This window comes from Leifsonia sp. NPDC014704 (genome assembly GCF_043083605.1).
Taxonomy (GTDB): domain Bacteria; phylum Actinomycetota; class Actinomycetes; order Actinomycetales; family Microbacteriaceae; genus Leifsonia.
Map to the genome: position 1 here is coordinate 1,131,454 of NZ_JBIBYW010000001.1, position 14,149 is coordinate 1,145,602.

General features: G+C 70.2%; 18 protein-coding genes. 7 read left to right on the top strand and 11 right to left on the bottom strand.

All coding sequences use genetic code 11. The features are described from left to right. Positions 1-110 precede the first annotated feature (110 nt). Together rplS and ACF1AJ_RS05530 are read right to left on the bottom strand one after the other, a co-directional pair. Positions 111-458: a 50S ribosomal protein L19 gene (rplS, locus tag ACF1AJ_RS05525; protein WP_018190694.1), complete on the bottom strand. Its 348-nt coding sequence runs from the start codon at positions 456-458 to the stop codon at positions 111-113. Positions 459-684: 226 nt separating this feature from the next. Next, on the bottom strand, positions 685-1,182 hold the full coding sequence (locus ACF1AJ_RS05530) for a hypothetical protein (RefSeq protein WP_391506451.1): 498 nt from the start codon (positions 1,180-1,182) through the stop codon (positions 685-687). 95 nt (positions 1,183-1,277) lie between these two features. Here ACF1AJ_RS05530 and map point away from each other — a divergent pair, with 95 nt between their 5' ends. After that, complete coding sequence (map, locus tag ACF1AJ_RS05535; protein ID WP_391506452.1) at positions 1,278-2,042, top strand: type I methionyl aminopeptidase; 765 nt, start codon at positions 1,278-1,280, stop codon at positions 2,040-2,042. Between the two features lie 93 nt (positions 2,043-2,135). Here map and trmD read toward each other — a convergent pair whose 3' ends face one another. After that, positions 2,136-2,819, bottom strand: coding sequence for a tRNA (guanosine(37)-N1)-methyltransferase TrmD (gene trmD, locus ACF1AJ_RS05540; protein WP_391506453.1), 684 nt, complete (start codon positions 2,817-2,819; stop codon positions 2,136-2,138). Between the two features lie 26 nt (positions 2,820-2,845). Beyond that, on the bottom strand, positions 2,846-4,057 hold the full coding sequence (locus tag ACF1AJ_RS05545) for an MFS transporter (protein ID WP_391506454.1): 1,212 nt from the start codon (positions 4,055-4,057) through the stop codon (positions 2,846-2,848). Positions 4,058-4,104: 47 nt separating this feature from the next. On the opposite strand from ACF1AJ_RS05545, the gene ACF1AJ_RS05550 reads away from it, so the two are divergent. Further along, on the top strand, positions 4,105-4,773 hold the full coding sequence (locus ACF1AJ_RS05550; protein WP_391506455.1) for a GntR family transcriptional regulator: 669 nt from the start codon (positions 4,105-4,107) through the stop codon (positions 4,771-4,773). 3 nt (positions 4,774-4,776) lie between these two features. On the opposite strand, the gene ACF1AJ_RS05555 is transcribed toward ACF1AJ_RS05550, so the two are convergent. The 4 genes from ACF1AJ_RS05555 to rpsP all read right to left on the bottom strand — a co-directional run bounded on the left by ACF1AJ_RS05555 (position 4,777) and on the right by rpsP (position 6,626). After that, complete coding sequence (locus ACF1AJ_RS05555) at positions 4,777-5,169, bottom strand: hypothetical protein (RefSeq protein WP_391506456.1); 393 nt, start codon at positions 5,167-5,169, stop codon at positions 4,777-4,779. A 75-nt stretch (positions 5,170-5,244) separates the two neighbouring features. Then, positions 5,245-5,907, bottom strand: a complete 663-nt coding sequence (gene rimM / locus ACF1AJ_RS05560; RefSeq protein WP_391506457.1) for a ribosome maturation factor RimM — start codon at positions 5,905-5,907, stop codon at positions 5,245-5,247. Position 5,908: 1 nt separating this feature from the next. Then, positions 5,909-6,139: an RNA-binding protein gene (locus ACF1AJ_RS05565; RefSeq protein ID WP_018190686.1), complete on the bottom strand. Its 231-nt coding sequence runs from the start codon at positions 6,137-6,139 to the stop codon at positions 5,909-5,911. Between the two features lie 4 nt (positions 6,140-6,143). After that, positions 6,144-6,626 carry a 30S ribosomal protein S16 gene (rpsP, locus tag ACF1AJ_RS05570; protein ID WP_309858829.1) on the bottom strand — a complete coding sequence of 161 codons (483 nt, stop codon included), beginning with the start codon at positions 6,624-6,626 and terminating at the stop codon, positions 6,144-6,146. 180 nt (positions 6,627-6,806) lie between these two features. Here rpsP and ACF1AJ_RS05575 point away from each other — a divergent pair, with 180 nt between their 5' ends. From ACF1AJ_RS05575 to ACF1AJ_RS05590, 4 genes are all read left to right on the top strand, one after another. Then, complete coding sequence (locus ACF1AJ_RS05575) at positions 6,807-7,943, top strand: glutamate--cysteine ligase (protein ID WP_391506458.1); 1,137 nt, start codon at positions 6,807-6,809, stop codon at positions 7,941-7,943. Between the two features lie 78 nt (positions 7,944-8,021). Further along, a complete protein-coding gene (locus tag ACF1AJ_RS05580) occupies positions 8,022-8,705 on the top strand; it encodes an SGNH/GDSL hydrolase family protein (protein WP_391506459.1) in 684 nt (227 codons plus the stop codon). A gap of 35 nt (positions 8,706-8,740) precedes the next feature. Continuing rightward, the gene (locus ACF1AJ_RS05585; RefSeq protein ID WP_391506460.1) at positions 8,741-9,430 is read left to right on the top strand and encodes an SGNH/GDSL hydrolase family protein; all 690 of its coding nucleotides are present in this window, start codon (positions 8,741-8,743) and stop codon (positions 9,428-9,430) included. 82 nt (positions 9,431-9,512) lie between these two features. After that, positions 9,513-10,259, top strand: a complete 747-nt coding sequence (locus tag ACF1AJ_RS05590) for an SGNH/GDSL hydrolase family protein (protein ID WP_391506461.1) — start codon at positions 9,513-9,515, stop codon at positions 10,257-10,259. 18 nt (positions 10,260-10,277) lie between these two features. Here ACF1AJ_RS05590 and ffh read toward each other — a convergent pair whose 3' ends face one another. The 3 genes from ffh to ftsY are packed head-to-tail and all read right to left on the bottom strand — an operon-like array spanning position 10,278 to position 13,295. Further along, entirely contained in the window at positions 10,278-11,855 is a 1,578-nt protein-coding gene (ffh, locus tag ACF1AJ_RS05595; RefSeq protein WP_391506462.1) for a signal recognition particle protein, read from the bottom strand. A gap of 49 nt (positions 11,856-11,904) precedes the next feature. Continuing rightward, positions 11,905-12,408 (bottom strand): DUF2004 domain-containing protein, encoded by a 504-nt coding sequence (locus tag ACF1AJ_RS05600; protein WP_391506463.1) that lies wholly within the window; start codon positions 12,406-12,408, stop codon positions 11,905-11,907. A gap of 11 nt (positions 12,409-12,419) precedes the next feature. After that, on the bottom strand, positions 12,420-13,295 hold the full coding sequence (ftsY, locus tag ACF1AJ_RS05605) for a signal recognition particle-docking protein FtsY (protein ID WP_018190678.1): 876 nt from the start codon (positions 13,293-13,295) through the stop codon (positions 12,420-12,422). A 35-nt stretch (positions 13,296-13,330) separates the two neighbouring features. Between ftsY and ACF1AJ_RS05610 the strand changes: the two genes are divergently transcribed. Further along, on the top strand, positions 13,331-14,137 hold the full coding sequence (locus ACF1AJ_RS05610; protein ID WP_391506464.1) for a CHAD domain-containing protein: 807 nt from the start codon (positions 13,331-13,333) through the stop codon (positions 14,135-14,137). Positions 14,138-14,149: the final 12 nt, after the last annotated feature.

Consider the following 14,149-nt stretch of genomic DNA (forward strand, 5'->3'; position numbering starts at 1 on the left):
GTCACTCATCGGCGAGAGCCGTCCGTACACGACGCGGCCGGTCGGCCCTGAACGACAGAACCCCCGATCCGCAGAGGATCGGGGGTTCTGGACGCGTTGAGGCGCGGAGATCAGTTCTCGCGCTTCTCCTTGATCTTCGCCTTCTTGCCGCGGAGCTCGCGCAGGTAGTAGAGCTTCGCGCGACGAACGTCACCGCGGGTGACGACCTCGATCTTGTCGATGACCGGGGAGTGGACCGGGAAGGTGCGCTCGACACCGACCTGGAAGCTGATCTTGCGGACCGTGAAGGTCTCGCGGACGCCCTCGCCGGAGCGGCCGATGACGACGCCCTGGAAGACCTGGACGCGAGAGCGGTTGCCCTCGATGATGTTCACGTGCACCTTGACGGTGTCGCCGGCGCGGAACTCGGGGATGTCCTGCTTGAGGGACGCGGCGTCGAGCTGGTCGAGGATGTGCATGGGTGTTCGCTCTCTGTACCCGCCACAGGTCGGGAACGGACTCGGGGCCGGCTCCGATCAGGAGTGTCGGCCGTCTGGGTTCGGTAAGTGGGTGTCCGCGAGAAGTGCTGGCTCCCCCGTGGCAGAGCCTGGCCGCGGCACAAGGGTCAATTCTGCCATGCGGGACACCCGTTTGCCAAAGCGCGTCGAATCGGATGCCGAGACGACACTCCTCGCGCGCGAGCCGTCAGTCGCGCTCGCGCCGCTCCTCGATGACGATGTACTCGCCGCCGTCGACCGACTCGCCAGGCGGAGGCGGCACCTCGCGCGGCTGCGCGGCACGCTGGTACGCCTCGAAGGTCATGGCGACACGCGCCCGGGTCTCCCTGAGGAGCTCCCACAGCACGACCCAGAAGATCGCTACGAACAGCAGGATGCCGAGCACGGCGAGCCAGCCCGTCACCCCGGCCGGGAAGAAGCCGAACGCGATGATCGCCAGGTGCCAGGCACCGAACAGGCCGACGTCGTACCAGGAGACCGCGTGGCTGTCGCGAACGCTGCGGCGGGCCATCACGATCGCGCCGACGACGAGCATGGCGACGAAGAGGATGGGACAGAGCAGCAGGAGGCCGAGGAACGACCAGCCGCTCCCCTGGCTGAAGGCGGCCCAGCCGACCAGCAGCCATGCGGGGAGCACCACGGCGGACGGGAAGAGCCACCAGTAGAACGCCTTGCGGATGATCACGCGCCCAGCGTAGCCGCGGCCGGCTGTGCTGCGGCTGCGCGTTTCCCGGATGCCGACCTGCGAGACTGGTGGGCAGGAAACCGAGAGGAGCCACCGTGATCGAACTGAGGACGCCCTCCGAGATCGAGCAGATGCGACCGGCCGGGAAGTTCGTCGCCGATGTGCTCGCGCAGACGGCGGCGGCGGCCCACGTCGGCGTGAACCTGCTGGAGCTGGATGCGCTCGCGCACGACCTCATCCGTCGCCGCGGCGCCGAGTCCTGCTACATCGACTACCACCCGTCGTTCGGTGCCAGCCCGTTCGGGAAGGTGATCTGCACCTCGGTCAACGATGCCGTGCTGCACGGCCTCCCGCACGACTACCGCCTGCAGGACGGCGACCTCCTGACCCTCGATTTCGCGGCGAGCGTCGACGGCTGGGTCGCCGACTCGGCCGTCAGCCTGGTCGTGGGCACTCCGCGCGACGAGGACCTCCGCCTCATCGACACGACCCGTCGCGCGCTGACGGCGGGCATCGAGGCGGCGCAGCCGGGCGGACGGATCGGAGACATCTCCGCGGCCATCGCCGCCGTCGCACACGCGGAGGGCTACTCGATCAACACGCAGTTCGGCGGCCACGGCGTCGGCCGGACGATGCACGGCGACCCGCACATCTCGAACGACGGACGCGCCGGGCGCGGCTATCCCCTGCGCCCGGGACTCGTCATCGCGATCGAACCGTGGTTCCTGGAGACGACGGACGAGATCTACACCGACCGAGACGGCTGGACGCTCCGCAGCGCCGACGGATCCCGCGGCGCGCACTCCGAGCACACGGTCGCCATCACCGACGACGGCCCTCTCATCCTCACCGCCCCCTGACCCCAGCGAACAGCTCCTGAGTTTTTCGCTCCGAATCACCGATGGGAGCGGAAAAACTCAGGAGTTGTTGGCTGGGAGGGTGCGGCAGGAGGCTCACGCGAGGAGGTCGGGGCGGACGGCGCGCGTGCGCTCGAGCTGCTGCTCGCGACGCCACGCGTCGACGGCCCCGTGATTGCCGGAGAGCAGCACGGGAGGAACCTCCCGGCCGCGCCAGACGGCGGGCTTCGTGTAGCTGGGGTACTCGAGCAGTCCGTCTTCGTGCGACTCCTCGACGAGGCTCTCGGGGTTGCCCACGACGCCGGGGATGAGCCGGCCGACCGCCTCGATCATCGCCATCGTCGCGACCTCGCCGCCGTTGAGCACGTAGTCGCCGATGCTCATCAGCCGCACCCGCGCGCGAGCCGCGGTGTCGTCGAAGACGCGCTGGTCGATCCCCTCGTAGCGCCCGCAGCCGAACACCAGGTGCTGCTCCTGCGCCAGCTCGCGCGCGATCGACTGGGTGAAGACCTCCCCGGCGGGCGACGGGAAGATGACGACGGGGTCAGAGGCGCCATCCAGGATGCCGTCGAGCGCCTCGCCCCACGGCTCCGGCTTCATGACCATGCCGGCTCCCCCGCCGTACGGGGTGTCATCGACCGTCCGGTGGCGGTCGTGCGTGTGGTCGCGCAGGTCGTGGACGCCGAGCTCGATGAGGCCGGACTGCCGCGCCTTGCCGAGCAGGGAGATGTCGAGCACATCGAAGAAGGTCGGGAAGATCGTGACGATGTCGATGCGCATGGGGAAAGTCTAGAAGGGCGCCGCCGTCAAGCCGGGACGACCGCCAGCTCGCGGTCTCGCGGGACGAGCGGGGTCGCCACCGCAGGACACAGGGCGACGACCGCGAACGCGATCGGGTACCCGACCCAGCCGATCAGCGCCCCGACGGCCGGTCCGACGACCGATGCGGCGAGGAACTGACCGGTGTTCTGAGCCCCGAGCGCACGGCCCGACCAGAAGGGCCCCGCGATCTCGGCGACCGACGTGTAGGCCAGGCCGTTGTCGGCGACAGTGACGATCGCCGCGACGATGAGGATGACGGCGGCCGCGACGGAGCCGAGGGCGGACGCCGCCGCCATCAGCAGCATGACCGCGACGGCGCACACGCTGACCCACCGCAGCGGCCGCAGGTGGCTGCCGACCCGGTCACTGAGCACCCCGACGCCGATACGGCCGATGGCACCGGCGAACTGGCTGAGCCCGATGACGATGCCCGCGGCGAGCGACGAGAAGTGCAGCTGCGACACGAGCCACACGAGCCCGAAGGTGGAGACCGTGAACTGCGGCACGACGAGCAGCATGGAGACCGCGTGGATGCGCCACAGCAGCGACGTCTCCCGGTACGGCCGCCACACGGCCTGGGGATGCGCATCCTCCCCCGCGGCGGCCTTCCGCGGCGGCCGCGGCGGATCGACGATCCCGACCGCGCAGAGCACCGCGGACACACCGCAGAGGACGGCCGGCACGATCAGCGCTGCGGCGATGCCCCCGGACGCCGCGAGCAGCGGAACGCTGACCGCGGCGATCGCCACGCCGAGCGGCTGGCACATCTGGCGGATGCCCATCGCCAGCCCGCGCCGCTCTTTCGGGAACCAGCCGATGACAACGCGCCCGCTCGCCGCGTTGGGGCTGGCGGACGCCATCCCTCCGACCAGGAACAGCGCGCCGAGCGCGACGTATGAGTCGACGAACATGGCGGCAACGGCCGCCAGGGCGGTGAGGGCGAGTCCCGACGCGATCACCCAGCGCTCACCGATCCGGTCGCTCAGCGCCCCCCAGGCGATCAACGTGAGCACGAGGCCCAGAGTGGGAGCAGACGCGAGCAGCCCCGCCTGCGCCAGGCTCAGCCCGCGCTCGGTGTGCAGCAGAGGGATGAGGAACGCCGGCGTCGACACGAAGACGGTCGAGCTCGCCTGGGCGAGAACGCCGAAGGCCAGCATGAGCCATGGGCGGGGACGACGCACGGTTCGGGCGAACATGGGTATACCCTAGCGGTATACCACGCCGGTATACCAAAGGAGCCCCGTTGTCCGAGCCGCTACCCGTCGCCGAGGCCTCCCGCGTCTACGACCGCCTCCGTGCCGAGATTCTCGACCTCGACCGCGTCCCAGGTTCGCGCCTCACCGAGCGCGGTCTCGAGGGGGACCTCGGCGCGTCCCGCACTCCCCTGCGGTCCGCGCTCATGCGGCTGGAATCGGAGGGGCTCGTGGGCCGCGATGGGCGTGGCTGGCAGGTCTCACCGATCGACCTCGGCGAGATCGCCCGCCTGAGCGAGTTCCGGGATGCGGTGGAGTCAGCCGCCGTACGGCTCAGCTGCGCTCGCGCCACGGACGCCGCGATCGCCGCTCTGCACGAGCACCTGGACGGGTGGGCGGAGGACCACTCCCCCGACAGCGCCGTGCGGACCGGGACCGAGTTCCACGTCCGACTCGCCGCGCTCTCCGGCAACCCGTTCTTCGCGGACGCGGTCGCCGACGCCATGACCCGCCTCGCCCGCGCGCGGTGGCTGGTCGCCCGCGACGAGGACGCCACGAGCGAGCACCGGGAGATCCTCGCCCTGGTCGCCGCTCGACGGGCGGACGAGGCCGCCGCTCGCATCCACGAGCACGTCGTCGGCACCCATGACCGCCTGGTGGCCGCTCTAGGTGCCGACGCCCGCTCGCTGCGCGGGCGCGGTCTCGCTATCGTCTCCTGACGCTCAGCCGATCACGTCGGTGACCGGCACGATCCGGACGAGCGCGTCAGCGCCCGCATAGATCTGCGGTTCGCCGCTCACCAGCGCATCGCCGTGAAGCCGGGTCAGCGCGACGTACTCCGCGGCCTCGGTCTGCGCCCAGCCCAGCTCGTCCGCCATGAGCCAGGCGTTTCGCCGCAGCACACGGTCGCCGAGCAACCGCACGGGGAGCCGGTCGACGGCCGCGAGCAGTGTCCGGGCGTCCGCCGGTTCACGCCGTCCTGAGCGCACGTCCGCGTGCAGGAGCGACAAGGTCTGCGACCGCAGCAGCGTCGGTGCCAGCAGTGCCTCCGGTCCGCTCCACCCGGACTCGGCCAGCCGGACGGCTGCGGGAGCGTCGATCACGTACGCGGTCATGCCGCATTCTGTCCACGACCCGGCGGCAAAAGGAAGAGGGCGACCCGTTCGGTTCGCCCTCCTCGAGGTCGTGGATCAGTCGTCGGACGTAGGCCCGGCGGGTTCGCCTTCGGAATCCGCCTCCGGCTCGACGTCGCCCTTCGACTCCGTCTCCGGCTCGTCGTCCGGCAGCTCCTCGAAGAGCCCCGCGGGCGGCGTGAGCGTCACGGTGCCTGCGGCGATGTCGACCTCCGGCACGATGGCCTTCACGAACGGCACGAGCACTTCGCCGCCGGCCGTGGCGATGGCGAGCAGGTCCTGCGCGGGAAGGTGGTCGACACGAGCCACGCGTCCGACCGTCACGCCGTCGCGCACCGCGTCGAGCCCGACCAGCTGGTGGTCGTACCAGGCGTCCTCCTCGTCGGGCAGCTGCGCGGCGTCCTGGCTGACCCAGAGGATCGCCTTGATCAGGGTCTCGGCCTCCGAGCGGTCGTCGACGCCGGCGAAGAACCCGACCGGGTGGCCGTTGTACCAGCGCAGCTCACGGAGTTCGAGCGTCTTGCCGTGCCACTTGGATGCGGTGGGCACCTGCAGGGTGAACACCGCACCCGGGACGAACCGCTTCTCCGGTTCGTCCGTGTAGAGCTCCAGCTTGATGGCGCCCTTGAGGCCGTGCGCCTTCGTGAGGCGCCCGACGCGCAGCTCGGTCTGACCGGGCCGGGGGGCGACCTCCTTGCGAGGCAGTTTGTGGTCCGCCACCTCAGTCGTCGACGACGTCGACACGGACGCGCCGGCCGTCGGCCAGCGCGGCAACGAGCGTGCGGAGAGCCTTCGCCGTGCGGCCGGAGCGGCCGATCACCCGGCCGAGGTCCTCGGGGTTCACACGAACCTCGAGGACCTCGCCACGCGGAGAGCTCTTGGCCACGACGTGGACGTCGTCAGGGTGATCGACGATCCCCTTGACCAGGTGCGTGAGCGCGGGTGCGAGCAAGACGTCAGGCCTTCTCGTCGGACGCGTCGTCGGCGATGGCCTCGGCCTCGGCGACGACGTTGGCCTCGGCGGCCTCCTCGCGCTCGACCTCGGCCTCGACGACGGCCTCGGCCTCGGCGGCCACCTCGGCGGGCTTCTCGGCCTTGGGCTTGAGGACCGGCTTCTTCTTCTCGTCGGCGACGAACTCGGCCTTGCCCTCGGCGACCTTGACGGTGCTCACGGCGTTCTTGTCGCCCTTGAAGCGACCCCAGTCGCCGGTGAGCTTGAGCAGCGCGGTGACCTGCTCGGTCGGCTGGGCACCGACGCCGAGCCAGTACTGCGCACGCTCGGAGTCGACCTCGATGCGCGAGGGCTCCTCGGTCGGGTGGTACAGACCGATCTCCTCGATCACGCGACCATCGCGCTTGGTGCGCGAGTCGGCGACGACGATGCGGTAGTACGGAGCGCGGATCTTGCCCAGGCGCTTCAGACGGATTTTGACAGCCACGATTCTCCTGTGTGAGTGGATGAGTTGTATCGAACTGACTGCCGTGGGCGTGGGGGCACACGCGGCAGGAGGTCTATGTTCGTCCGCCGCACCGGATAGAGGGTCGGGTACGTCGAACTCAACTAGCTATTCTGTCAGATACTGCGCTGCTTTGAACAATCGGACGGATGGAACGACCGCATGCAGATCGATTTCTCGGAGTCCGAGCGCTCCACTGTCGGCATCGAGTGGGAGATCGCCCTCGTCGACGGCTCGACGGGCGACCTGGTCCAGATCGCCGACGACGTGCTGCGTGAACTGGGCACGCCCGACGGCCAGGAGCATCCCCAGATCACCCATGAGCTGCTGATGAACACGGTGGAGCTGGTCAGCCGGGTGCACCGCACGGTGCCGGCGGCGATCACCGACCTGCAGGAGCTCATCGGCCTGGTCCGGGGTGTCACCGACCCGCTCGGCGTCGAGCTGATGTGCGCGGGGACGCATCCCTTCGCCCAGTGGTTCGACCAGAAGGTGACGCCGAACGAGCGGTACGACCGGCTGCTCGACCGCACCCAGTGGTGGGGGCGGCAGATGATGATCTGGGGCGTGCACGTGCACGTCGGCATCGACTCGGTCGACAAGGCCCTGCCGATCGTCAACGGTCTGCTCACGTACTACCCGCACCTGCAGGCGCTCAGCGCGTCCAGCCCGTTCTGGGCGGGAGCTCGCACGGGGTACGCCTCGAACCGCGCGCTCATGTTCCAGCAGCTGCCCACCGCCGGGCTGCCCTGGCAGTTCGGCACCTGGGCCAACTACGAGGCCTATGTCGAGGACCTGGTCACGACGGGCGTCGTGGAGGATCACTCCGAGGTGCGCTGGGACATCCGCCCGTCGCCGAAGTGGGGAACGGTCGAGATGCGCGCCTGCGACGGGCTGTCGACGCCCGACGAGGTCGGCGCCGTCTCCGCGCTGATCCACTGCCTGACGGATCGGATGTCGGGACAGCTCGACGCGGGCGTCGAGCCGGTGACCCTGCAGCCCTGGTTCGTCCGCGAGAACAAGTGGCGTGCCGCCCGCTACGGCCTCGACGCCGAGATCATCCAGGCGCCGGACGGCAGCGAGCGGCTCGTCTCGGATTCCCTGCGCGAGCTGGTGGACGACCTGCAGCCGGAAGCCGAGCGGCTGGGATGCGTCGACGAGCTGGCGACGGTCCTCACCATCCTGGACACCGGCGCCAGCTACCAACGGCAGCTCGCCGTCGCGGAGCAGAACGGCGGGAGCCTGCAGGCCGTCGTCAGCTCGCTGACGCACGAGCTGCGCAACGGCCTCGCCCGCTGATCGTTCGGCGAAGAGACCCCGAGCCGATCCACGGATCCGGCAAAGACCATCCATAGCCTCCGGGCGTACGGTGTGGTCATGCTCGCCCGACGCCCCCTCGCGGCAGCGGCCACCGCCATGACGGCCGCCCTCCTGGCGCTGACCGCCCTCTCGGGATGCGCCTCGGCGAATGCGGCCTCCAACGCCGCTCTGGGCAAGCAGCCGGCGACATCGTCCGCCACAAGCGCAGAGCACGTCGCGGTGATCGGGGACTCGATCGAGTCGGGTCTCGGGCTCGACCCCTCCGAGGCCTGGCCGGCCCTCATCGCCTCCGACCACGGCTGGCGGCTGGACAACCTCAGCGTGCCCGGCGCCGGCTTCGTCGCCGAGGGATCCGACGGTCATGACTTCTCCGCCCAGGTGGATGCGGCGATCGCCGCCCAGCCGGATCTCGTCCTCATCGGCGCATCCGACAACGACCTCGGTACCGACCCCGACCAGCTGAGCACGGCCATGCGCTCGACCGTCGACCGTCTCGCCGCGGCCTTGCCGGACGCCCGCATCGCCGGATTCAACGCGCTCAGCGGTCAGGCGAGCGACGAGGAGCTCGCCGCGGGCGACACGGCGCTGCGACAGGCGGTTCTCGACGCCGGCGGCACGTGGCTCGACCTCGGGCAGCCCTACCGCGGCAAAGCCGGGCTCGTGCAGGACGATGATGAGCATCCCACCCTCCCCGGCCAGCAGGCGATCGCAGCGGTCGTCGCCGCGAAGCTGAGCCTGTGAGAGCCTTCCAAGCCCGCCTGCTTATCCTGTAACGCGTGACGGCCCGACGTTCTCTCCTCGCCCTCCTCGCCGCCTCCCTGGTCGCCGCGTCGCTGCTCGGCTGCGTGGCATCGGCTCAGTCCGCCTCGCGAACGGAGACGCCGACCACCTCACCCACGTCCACTCCCGCGCCGGTGACGGCTGTGGCCATCGGCGACTCGATCGCGATCGGCAACGGCGTGCCCGCCGAGGACGCATGGCCGCTCCTGGTAGCCGATCGACTGGGATGGACGCTCACCGATTTCGGCGAGAGCGCCGCCGGCTTCACGGTCAAGGGCCTCAACACGCACACCTTCGACGATCAGGTCAGTGCGACGATCCGGCTGCGACCGGACGTGGTGATCGTCGCAGCGACGCGCAACGACCTGTTCGCTTCGACCGCCTCGCTTCGCACAGCCGCCACCGCGGCGCTGGAGCGCCTGCGCAGCGCCCTTCCCGAGGCGCGCATCATCGGCGTCGGCGCGATCTGGGGATCGGACGCTGCGCCGGCCCAGGTGGCGCTCATCTCGTCCACCGTGAAGGCCGCCGTCCTCGGGGTCGGCGGGTCGTGGATCGAAGTGGGCCAGCCGTTCGCCGATCGTCCCGACCTCGTGCTCTCGGACCATGTCCACCCGACGGTGGAGGGTCAGCGGCTGCTGGCGTCGACCATCGCGACGGCGATCTCGCGCCGTCGTGTCCTGGGGTGACCAAGGCGGGCTACCACCGAGTCGACACGCCGAGAAGTGAGACACAGCGTTCTCGCAGCTTGGACCGTCTAGCCTCGCACCCGTGCGCACCCTCACCCGACGCCGCTCGCGCCCGCTCAGCACTCGGCTCCCTCTGCTCGCGCCCGCGGCCCTGACGGTGGCGCTGCTCGCCCTCGCCGGCTGCGCGTCCGCCCCGACCGCCCACCCTGTCGCCGCGCAGGCGACCGCCGTCGCCGCCCCCGCCGCCGGCAGCGCCGGACGGGAGGCGTCGGGCATCGTCGACGCCGTTGCGATCGGCGATTCGATCGCCTTCGGCAAGGGCGTGACGGCCGATCAGGCCTGGCCCGCGCTCGTCTCCGAGGCGCACGGCTGGCAGCTGACGGACCTCGCGGTGTCCGGGTCCGGCTTCGTCAAGCCGGGCTGGAACGGCACGACCTACCGTCAGCAAGTGGATGCGGCGCTCCGCCTCCACCCGCAGGTGATCCTCCTCGCCGCCACCCGCAACGACCGCGAGCAGGACCCGGCCGCTGTCACCGCGAACGCCGACCGAATGCTGCGGGAGCTGCGCGAGCGCTTCCCGGACGCGACGATCGTCGGCATCACCGGTATCTGGGGCTCCGACCAGCCGCCCGCGACTATGACCCGCGTCGACGACATCGTCGGGGACGCGGTGCGCGGCGTCGACGGCACCTGGCTCGACATCGGCTTCCCGCTCGTCGGGCACCCGGAGCTGCTCCAGGCGGACGGCATCCACCCGAACGCGGCCGGTCAGAAGGTCGTGGCGCAGACCATCGAGTCGAAGCTGCAGCCGCTCAACCTGGCGCTGTAGCGCGCAGCGAGCCCCGGGTCAGCGACCCAGGAACTTCTGCAGAGCGGCCAGCTCCTCCTCGGACGGCCCGCCGGCCGGTGCTGCCTGCGGCGCCGCGGCGCCACCGCCCAGCCCGAACCCGCTGCCGCTCGGCGTGCCGGCCGCCTTGACGCCGGAGGCCAGCGCGGCGTTCTCCGCCGCGCGCTTGGCCGGGTTGCCCGAACGGGAGCCCTTCTTCTTGTTCTTCTGCTGCTTGCGCCCGGCGTACGAGGCGCCGGGGATGGGGCCCATACCGGGGACGTTGGGCACGCCGCCCTTGGCGACGGTCTTCATCATCTTCGCCGCCTGCTCGAACCGGCTGACCAGCTGGTTGACCTCGGTGACGGTGGTGCCGGAACCCTTCGCGATGCGCAGGCGACGAGAGCCGTTGAGCAGCTTCGGGTTGGTGCGCTCGGCCTTCGTCATCGACTGGATGATGGCCTCGGTCCGCACGATCTCGCGCTCGTCGAACTGGTCGAGCTGCTGCTTCATCTGGCCGGCGCCGGGCAGCATCCCCATCATCTTCTTGATCGACCCCATGTTGCGCAGCTGCTGCATCTGCTTGAGGAAGTCGTCGAGGGTGAAGCTGTCGGTCGCGAACTTCTCGGCGACCTTGCGCGCCTCCTCCTCGTCGAAGGCCTGCTGGGCCTGCTCGATGAGGGTGAGGATGTCGCCGAGGTCGAGGATGCGCGACGCCATGCGGTCCGGGTGGAACGGCTCGAAGTCGTCGAGGTTCTCGCCGGTGGAGGCGAAGATGATCGGTCGGCCGGTGACCGACGCGACCGAGAGTGCGGCCCCGCCTCGGGCGTCACCGTCGAGCTTGGAGAGCACGACGCCGGTGAAGTCGACACCGTCCTGGAAGGCCTTGGCGGTCGCGACGGCATCCTGACCGATCATGGCGTCGATGACGAACAGCACCTCGTCGGGGTTCGTCGCCTTCCGGATGTCGGCGGCCTGCTTCATCAGCTCCGCGTCGACGCCGAGACGGCCGGCGGTGTCGATGACGACCGTGTCGTACTGCTTGGTCTCGGCGAACTTCAGCGCGTCCTTCGCGACGCGCACTGGGTTGCCGACGCCATTGCCGGGCTCCGGCGCGAACACCGGGACGCCGGCCTGCTCGCCGACGATCTGGAGTTGGGTGACGGCGTTCGGGCGCTGGAGGTCGGCGGCGACCAGGAGCGGGGTGTGCCCGTCCTTCACCAGCCACTTGCCCAGCTTGCCCGCGAGAGTCGTCTTACCGGCTCCCTGGAGGCCCGCGAGCATGATGACCGTCGGAGGCCGCTTCGCGAACTGCAGCCGGCGCTGCTGGCCGCCCAGGATGGCGACGAGCTCCTCGTTGACGATCTGCACGACCTGCTGGGCCGGGTTGAGAGCCTTGTTGACCTCGTCGCTCAGCGCGCGCTCGCGCACCTTCGCGGTGAAGTCCTTGACCACCGGGAGCGCCACGTCGGCGTCGAGCAGGGCGCGACGGATCTCGCGCACGGTGCCGTCGACGTCCGCCGGCGACAGCTTGCCCTTGGTGCGAAGGTTCTTGAAGGTGTCCGCAAGACGGTCGGACAGCGTGCCGAAAGTAGCCATGATCCGTATATCTTATCGGGCGACGTTGGCTAAGCGCCGTGAGCGTCAGTCAGTCGCCCGACGTCTCGACCGAGACCACGTCGCCCCGCACGTCGAAGGCGACGGTGAGCAGCGCATCCGACTCGTCCGGGGAGATGGAGTAGTCGAACGTCGCGAACACCTCGTCCTCATCCGAGTGGTCCGCCTGGATGACCACGCTCATCAGCTGCAGGGAGCGCAGCACGTCGATGGCGATGTCGCCCGAGTTGTAGACCAGCAGATCGACCAGGCTGTCCCCCAGCTTGTCGACGTGCTCGTCGATGTAGCTGGAGGTGGCGGACTGCCGCGAGCTCAGCTCGGCGACCAGCGCATCCCGGGCCCGCGCGTCGAAGCCCTCCAGCGCCTGGATGAGCGCAGCAGCAGAGTCGAGGGCGAACTCCGGCACCGCGCTCTCGTCGTCGGCCAGGAGCTCCACCTCGACGGTCTGGTCGCCCAGCTCGACTGTGTCGTCCCAGGCGAGCCCACCACTGGCCGTCTCGTCGATGAGGCCGAAGAAATCGTGCTCGATCGCCATGACGCGCCTCCCTATCCGACCAGCTGCTGTGCGAAGACGTGCGGCGTGAAGCCGGTCAGGTCGTTGATCCCCTCGCCCTGCCCCACGAGCTTGATCGGGATGCCGGTGCGCTCCTGCACGGCGAGCACGAAGCCGCCCTTCGCGGAGCCGTCAAGCTTCGTGAGCACCAGCCCGGTCACGCCTGCGTGCTCCAGGAAGGCCTCCGCCTGCGCCAGCCCGTTCTGCCCGGTCGTCGCGTCGAGCACCAGGAGGACTTCGGCGATCGGAGCCTGCTTCTCGACGACGCGCTTGATCTTGGAGAGCTCGTCCATGAGGCCGCCCTTGGTCTGCAGGCGCCCGGCGGTGTCGATGATGACGATCTCGGTTCCGTCGCGCTTGGCCTTCTCGACGGTCTGGAAGGCCACGGAGGCCGGGTCCTGCCCCTGCTGCTGCGGCCGGACGATCTCGGCACCCGCGCGCTCGGCCCAGGTCGCCAGCTGCTCGACGGCGGCGGCTCGGAAGGTGTCGGCCGCGCCGACGACCACCGAGCGGTCGTACGTGCGGAGGAACTTCGCGAACTTGCCGATGGTGGTCGTCTTGCCGACGCCGTTGACACCGACGACCAGCACGATCGCCGGGCGGTCGCTCAGCTTCAGCGTGGTGTCGAGCTTCGAGAGCCGCTCCTCCATCGTCTCGCGCAGCATCCGCTGCAGGTCGGCCGGATCGGTCGTGTGATACCGCTCCACCTTCGCGCGCAGGTCGTCGATGACCGCCTCGGTCACATCCGGACCGAAGTCGGCCGTGATGAGCGCCGTCTCGAGGTCGTCCCAGGTGTCGTCGTCGATGGTCTTCTTGGCGAACAGCCCACGGAGGGCGCCCGACAGAGACCAGGGGGTGCGGTCAGCCATGACACTCAGACTAGCCGCGGTTGTACGGTGTGCTCATGTACGCGCTCGTGGGGGTCTCGGCGGAACTGGCCGAGCAGCTGGTGGCGATCGAGACCGGCGGAGAGGATGCGGTACATCAGGCGCGGACGCGCCTGCGGCGGCTGCGCAGCATCCTGAGCGTGTACCGTTCGGCGTTCGACCGGGAGCAGCAGCGGGCGATGCGTGCGCGCCTGAAGCGGCTCGGAGAGCGGCTCGGCCGGGTGCGCGACGCCGAGGTGCGGGCGCGCGACCTCGACGGACTGCTGGGCGCCGAGTCGACGCCCGAGCTGGTGGACGCGGTGGAGGCGCTGGCAGCGGAGGCCCGCGCCGAGCACGATCGGGCGCTGGAGGGGCTGCTGCAGCACCTGCACGGTCGGGCGCACCGGACCCTCCTCGCCGACCTGCAGGCGTTCGCCGCCGATCCCCCGCTGGCGAAGCCGGGACGGAAGCACCCGCGGCGCGTGGTCAGGAAGGGGCTCGCGAAAGCCGCGCGGCGCGTGAGGAAGCGCTCCGGCCAGACGCTGGAGCAGCGGCACGAGACGCGGAAGGCGGCACGGCGCCTGCGCTACGCGGCCGAGGCCGTCGTCGACGACCTCGGCCGGGAGGCGGTGCGTATCGCCGCAGCGGCGGAAGCAGTGCAGGATGCGCTCGGCGACCACCGCGATCTGGTGCTCCTGGCGCGCCACCTCCGCGAGAAGGCTGACGAACGGGTGTTCAGCGCGTCGGCCGTCGCCGGGATCGCGCTGCTCGCCGCCGAATGCGATCTGAGGGCGGAGGAACTCCTGGCGGGGCTCGACGACAAGCTCGCCGCGATCGAGCCCTGAGCGCGCCTGCTC